The organism is Mesorhizobium sp. M7A.F.Ca.MR.148.00.0.0 (genome assembly GCF_003997735.1).
In the GTDB taxonomy this organism is placed as follows: Bacteria; Pseudomonadota; Alphaproteobacteria; order Rhizobiales; family Rhizobiaceae; genus Mesorhizobium.
Genome location: NZ_RZTB01000201.1, coordinates 1 through 5,625 on the forward strand (window position 1 = coordinate 1; position 5,625 = coordinate 5,625).

The 5,625-nt window shown below is 55.4% G+C and carries 4 protein-coding genes; all 4 read right to left on the reverse strand.

All coding sequences use genetic code 11. From position 1 onward, the window contains the following. Positions 1 to 1,223, reverse strand: a 1,223-nt coding sequence (locus EOB49_RS32590; protein WP_127383383.1) for an aminotransferase class III-fold pyridoxal phosphate-dependent enzyme, incomplete at its 3' end; no start/stop codon positions are given. A 1,091-nt stretch (positions 1,224 to 2,314) separates the two neighbouring features. Continuing rightward, positions 2,315 to 2,821 carry a TIR domain-containing protein gene (locus EOB49_RS32595; RefSeq protein ID WP_126080675.1) on the reverse strand — a complete coding sequence of 169 codons (507 nt, stop codon included), beginning with the start codon at positions 2,819 to 2,821 and terminating at the stop codon, positions 2,315 to 2,317. A gap of 9 nt (positions 2,822 to 2,830) precedes the next feature. Continuing rightward, positions 2,831 to 3,691 carry a DUF4231 domain-containing protein gene (locus EOB49_RS32600; RefSeq protein WP_063169305.1) on the reverse strand — a complete coding sequence of 287 codons (861 nt, stop codon included), beginning with the start codon at positions 3,689 to 3,691 and terminating at the stop codon, positions 2,831 to 2,833. A 1,412-nt stretch (positions 3,692 to 5,103) separates the two neighbouring features. After that, positions 5,104 to 5,601, reverse strand: a complete 498-nt coding sequence (locus EOB49_RS32610) for an Lrp/AsnC family transcriptional regulator (protein WP_127383384.1) — start codon at positions 5,599 to 5,601, stop codon at positions 5,104 to 5,106. Positions 5,602 to 5,625: the final 24 nt, after the last annotated feature.

Here is a 5,625-nt window from a genome sequence, read left to right on the forward strand (position 1 = left end):
CCGACCTGAAGGTCGGGTTCGAATGGTATCCTTTGTTTTGGGTCCCGCATCATCTCCACGGCCGACAGGATACCCACTCCGCGAACTTCACCAACGATGGGATGTCCCGCCAGCTCGGCCTTCATCCGGTCTTGCCAATACGGTCCAACATCGCGGACATGCTCCAAAATATTTTTTTCTTTAAGCAGTCGAATATTGGCGAGCGCGGCTGCGGCACAAAGCGTGTGCCCCGAATATGTCCAGCCGTGGCCGAGTGCGCCGTGCTTCTCAGTTCCTTGTTCCAAAACCGACCAGACACGGTCGCCAATGATTGACCCGGAGATGGGGAGGTAGGCGGAACTCAAACCCTTTGCGATGGTCACGAAATCCGGACGCATGTTATACAGGTGGGAACCGAACTTCTCGCCGGTTCGCGCGAAGCCGCAGACCACTTCATCGGCGATTAGAAGGATATCGTATTTGTCGAGCACCGCTTGAATGGACGTCCAGTACCCTTTGGGGGGCGGCACAATACCTCCTGTCCCAAGTACCGGCTCTCCGATAAAAGCTGCAACCGTTTCCGGTCCTTCGGCCAGGATCAAGGCTTCAAGCTCATCGGCACAGCGCCGGGAGAACGCTTCCTCGCTCTCCTCGACACGCGCCTGGCGGTAATAGTGCGGCGTGGTTGTATGGCGCACCAAATCCAGAGGCAGGTCGAAGAAATTGTGAAAGAAGGGAAGGCCAGTTAGGCTACCCGTGACCAATCCAGACCCGTGATAGCCGCGATTTCGCGAGATGATCTTTTTCTTTTCGGGCCGGCCAAGAATGTTATTATAGTACCAGACCAGCTTGATGTTGGTTTCGTTGGCATCGGAACCGGAGAGGCCGAAATAGACCCTTCGCATGTTCTGACCGAAATACTCGACCACGGCCTCTGCCAACAGGGCGACCGGCTCCGTACCTTGGCTGGCATAGACGTGCGCGAACGGCAATTCGTGTGCTTGCCTGGCAATGGCATCGGCGATCTCCGTGCATCCATATCCCATGTTGACGCAGTAGAGCCCTCCGAAACCGTCGAGGCTCCTTCGGCCTTCGGTGTCCCAGATATAGACGCCTTCCGCACCGGCCATAATCCTATTTGGCGTTTCGCCTCGGCTGTGCTTGGCCAAATGCGTAGAAGGATGGAAGACGAAGCTTCTATCCTTCTCCCGGAGTTGCTCGGTTCCCAGATTGCTCAAGCGCATGTCCCTCTCCTCGCGATAAATTGGCGGAGGGCACTCGGCCAGCCACCTGTTTAGCAAATAGCATACCGGAAACGTCCCTTGAGTTTCTCGGGAATGCAGGTTATTCGCCGTGAAATTCGCGGGATCGGCCCGAATTGCCGTGAAAACTAAGGCGTCACGTTCGCCTTAGCCGAGGGTCGGGGGCGCGTCATGCAAACACGAACAGCTTACGACGCGCATGCGCCCAGCATAGTGCCCGATTAGCGGGCGATATTGACGGATGAATAGCGCTCGGGACGCTGTTCCCGCCGGCCGCGCGAGGCACGATAGAGCGCCGGCGGCCATGTTCCGCCGAACTGCCGGTCATCCCTTACATTCTGACGGTCCGGATCGGTCTTGCCGTTCCCAAGGGTGGTAATGCAGGTGATCAGGGGCAAAGCACATTCGCCTCGATCAGCAGGCAGCGGGTTCCGTGCCGCGGCACAGGCTCCAACCTGGTTGGCCAGCGCTGAGAGGCTGAGGTCGTGCCCTCGCGCATATTGATCGCTTTGGCGGTGCGGCGGCTGGTGCTCGGCAGACTTCTCGAAGGAGCATAGCCAGAAGGTTCGGCCCGGCAAAGACGCGCGGCGAGAGCTCCTTGCCATTGACATCTTGATTCGCAGCCGACCAGCGCCGCCAAGTTCTATCGTCAGCGTGTTGCCTTTCTTGCGATCGCAAATTCGTGGTTGCTGCGCAGGGCGAGCCGAGCTGCGGCTCGCAGGAGGGGGCAGCCGACAGAATTGCGCGGCCTGAAAAGCTGCCTCCATCAATGCTGGCCGCTCGTGCAGTCTCGAAACGCTGGATCAAGCCTCAAACATCGAACAGCCGCTCCTTTTCCTCGCGAAACCAGCGCCCTCGCGCGACATGATCTTGTCTGACGATCCGACGCTTCGAGCGGGGCTCCTCTAATAGGTTGCACATGACCTGCAGCTTTCAGCCAAACTCAGCAAATCGGACGTCTCTTCTTATCATCGCTCGGCAAGCTCGGAACACGCTGGGGGACGTTGCTAAGGCTAGTCGCCGCCAGCGGATGGCGAGGATGTTTTGGCGGCTAAGTGCTTTTAGGTGGGCGATTATAAGCCGAGATCGCGATAGGTGCTTTCGCCATAGCTCCTGGCGCCATCGCCACGCTGAGCGTTTGAAAGCCGATGAAATTCGCTGGGCCAATTGGCTAGCGCGTGCTTGATGGCCTTCATCTTGAACGGCACGTGCACAACACATTTGTCCCTGATGATAGGCGGACAGCTCGCATCTTGTTGCCGCGAGCCGTTAAGGTTTGCTGCGATTATCGGCAGACCTAGATCAAGGGCCAATTCCATTTCCCAGCGCACGAAGCGAAAAAGGTTTTTCGTTTTCTCACCGATCAGGACAAGTACCTGGCTCGATCCATTCATTCTGTTGCGAAGATTGCGTTTAACATAATCTTCGTCCTGTGCTCGGCTCGTCATATTGTCCAGATCGTGAGCGTTCGCGAATTCAAAACTCACATTCTCGCTGGCATTCCACCCTTTCATAAAGCGGTATGCCCAAGCGTCTTCATCGCCGTCAAATATTACATAGGTCGGATCGCTGTATGCCATTGTTGTCTCTTAGTTGTTTTGACGAGCAACCCACTGGGTGTGCTCCCGTGAGAAAGCCAGTTCGGCTTCGTTCACCGCGGCGGAGAATGCCTCATCCGAGTTGGCGTCCGTAATAAGGTCGGCAGTCAAGCCGATCTCGTGAGCTGTCAACGTGTAAGCCGATGCCAATTCGTTAAATTTCTTGATCTGGGTCCACCCGATAAGCGAGGCGGCGATGACAATTAGCGGCTCGGTCGGCCAGCCAGGCATCGCGGGGTCAGCGATGCGTACTACGATGAACGAGAATCCCAGAGCGTATGCAAAAATACCAAGGCCCATCCAGACTTTCGCGGACCTCTTGTTCGAGCGCGCCTTCTTCTCGTACCACTTCCGTTGGTCGCAGATTCGTCTCTGCAGATATAGGTCTTTTCTTTCTTTTAGCGGGGAGTCCCTTATCGACATCATCTGGTCGGTTGTTTGGGGGGATGCTGAATCGGTGCCGCTCAACGCGCTACCAAGGTGACGATTGCTATCAAGGATACCTTCCATGAGCTTTCGAAAATCAGCTCTGGCGTCAGCCGCGCGCGCGTCATCGAACGGCTGTGCTCGCATCGCGAAGCGCCAAGTCAATGTCTTCACCGACTCTGCAAGAGCTCGAGCCTGATACCAGACCTGCTCGGGCTTTGTGACCGACCGGAAAATGAGGACTCCCATTGAGCAAAGAAATACCGCAGCATAGACACCGAAATAGGCTTTTGATGGCGACAAGTCCAAAGAGAGCACCGACGCTAAAAAAAGAAGAACGTACTCTGCCCGGATCAGGCGGAGAAACGTCGCCTGCTGCTCGTTGGATGCCACGTCGGCGCTATTATAGAGTCCAGGATATTTCATTTTTGAAGCACACCAGTCTATTTTGTGGCGGTAAATTCTTTAAGCCAGGATTTGGCAAACGTGAGGTTAGCAGTCGAGCTTACAGAGCCTATTCTTGAGCGAGGCGCGGTCCCTCTGTTCATAAACAGGAATGCAGGTCCTGTCCCATCAATGTAAGGGTATAGGCCCAAAAATTCTTGCCCGGAGAATGTTTCCGAAGAATTTTTTGCCACGGGCAGAACCGCTACCGCGGTCCGAAACCCATCGAAAAAGCCAAGCTCCCAAGGCATCCATCTGGATTCTGGAGAATTGTTTGAATGCACATAGATTAGCGTCTTTGACTGCCTCATACGGGTCCGCAGCAACTCGGCGGTGGCCGAGGAGACCTTTGTGCGGTCCAGTTGTGAATCTTCGACCCAATCTACGTAAGCAGTGAACCCAAGCTCCTCGAAAATTCGCTTCACACCGAGAATGATCTCTGCGTCCTTGAAAGAATGTGACAGAAAAACGTCGAATGAAGATCTGGCTGTAGCTGCGGCCGTCTCTTCCTTTAGAACGATCGATGCGGCTCTATGTCCTCGACTGGCATTCGCAACTCTTTTCAGCTCTGCCTCGGTCAGTAGCACTATTCAAATCCCCCATGATCTGTTCGCAATCTATGAACTTGACGCCCATTCGATTAAGCGACCCTTGTCTTGTGAAAACTGGCACCATGCTCTCCAGCCGGTAGCGCAACCTCCACCTTCTCAAAGACCACGTCGGCTGGCAGGAGTGACCGGCCTTGTCACCCACCTACGCGCCCCCGGCACAGCCATGCTCCTCACTTAGAAGGCTGCGAGACCAGCAATGTCAAACAGGACAGACGATCTCCTAATCTCGATCAGCAACGAACTTAGGACGTAAAAACGCGATGGAGCGATCTCCGAATGTCCGCAGGCGTCGAGGGCCGGGTTGGTCGCCAGGGCCGAGCGGGCCAGCTTGCACTCCCGCTACCCGTCGGCTTGCCAAACCCTCGCTGTAGATTTCGCCCCCCCACACGGATGCGCTGACCGCGACTAAGCTCAATCGCCACTGATCGCCAATCCAGGGCGAAAGTTCCCCCCTTGAAGTAGCGGTAGAGGCATTTTTTCGGCACTTCGCATCTTAGATATGGACGCCTCCTCAACCAGGCACGATCCGGTTTGGCTTCTCGCCGTAACCGTGCTGGGCAAGTGCGTCCGATGGCTGCTTCGATCCGTCTCCTGGAATGATCGGTTCCAGATTGCTCAAGCGCATCGTCCTTCCTCGCCATCAACTGGCGGATAGCGCTCGGCCACCTTTTTCCAGCAATTAGTATACCGCAAATGTCCCTTGAGTTTCGTCGGAATGGGCGCCTTTTGCCGACGAATCTACGGGATCCGTGCCAAACGCCGTTGAAACTTAAACTTTCGGTTTCACCGTTGCCTCAGTGCGGACAAAGGTATCGGTGAATTGGACTTCACTGGTTTCGTGACGACAAGGCTATAGTATTGATCAATCCCCAAGCCTGCCTGCAGCAGTCCCTCCATGAAATCCTGATAGGCGGCCATAGAACGAGATGCGACCCGCATCAAATAATCCACGCGCCCCCCAATTGCCCAGCAGTCCAGGATTTCCGGAATCTCTTGGATTGCAGTTTCGAAGACTCGTTGGTCCTCAAGACGATGGCGATCCAGCACGACTTCTACCATCACAAAGATCATGCCGCCAATGAGGGCAGGACTCAGTCGCGCATAGAATCCCTCAATAATCCCTGCGGCCTTGAGTGCTCGGAGCCGCTCCGAACAGGCCGACGCCGAAAGATGAACTCGTTTTGCAAGCTCACTTTTTGAAATCCGACCGTCTGCCTGAATCTCGGAGAGAATCCGGACGTCCCAACTGTCGAGTTGCACGGGATCGGGTTTCGACTTCATAACCTGTTGCTCTCAAGCAGCGAT

What these genes read in the sequence shown, in the direction of transcription:
- EOB49_RS32595 (WP_126080675.1), bottom strand. Translation starts at nt 2,821, where the DNA reads ATGGCATACAGCGATCCGACCTATGTAATATTTGACGGCGATGAAGAC.
- EOB49_RS32600 (WP_063169305.1), bottom strand. Translation starts at nt 3,691, where the DNA reads ATGAAATATCCTGGACTCTATAATAGCGCCGACGTGGCATCCAACGAG.
- EOB49_RS32610 (WP_127383384.1), bottom strand. Translation starts at nt 5,601, where the DNA reads ATGAAGTCGAAACCCGATCCCGTGCAACTCGACAGTTGGGACGTCCGG.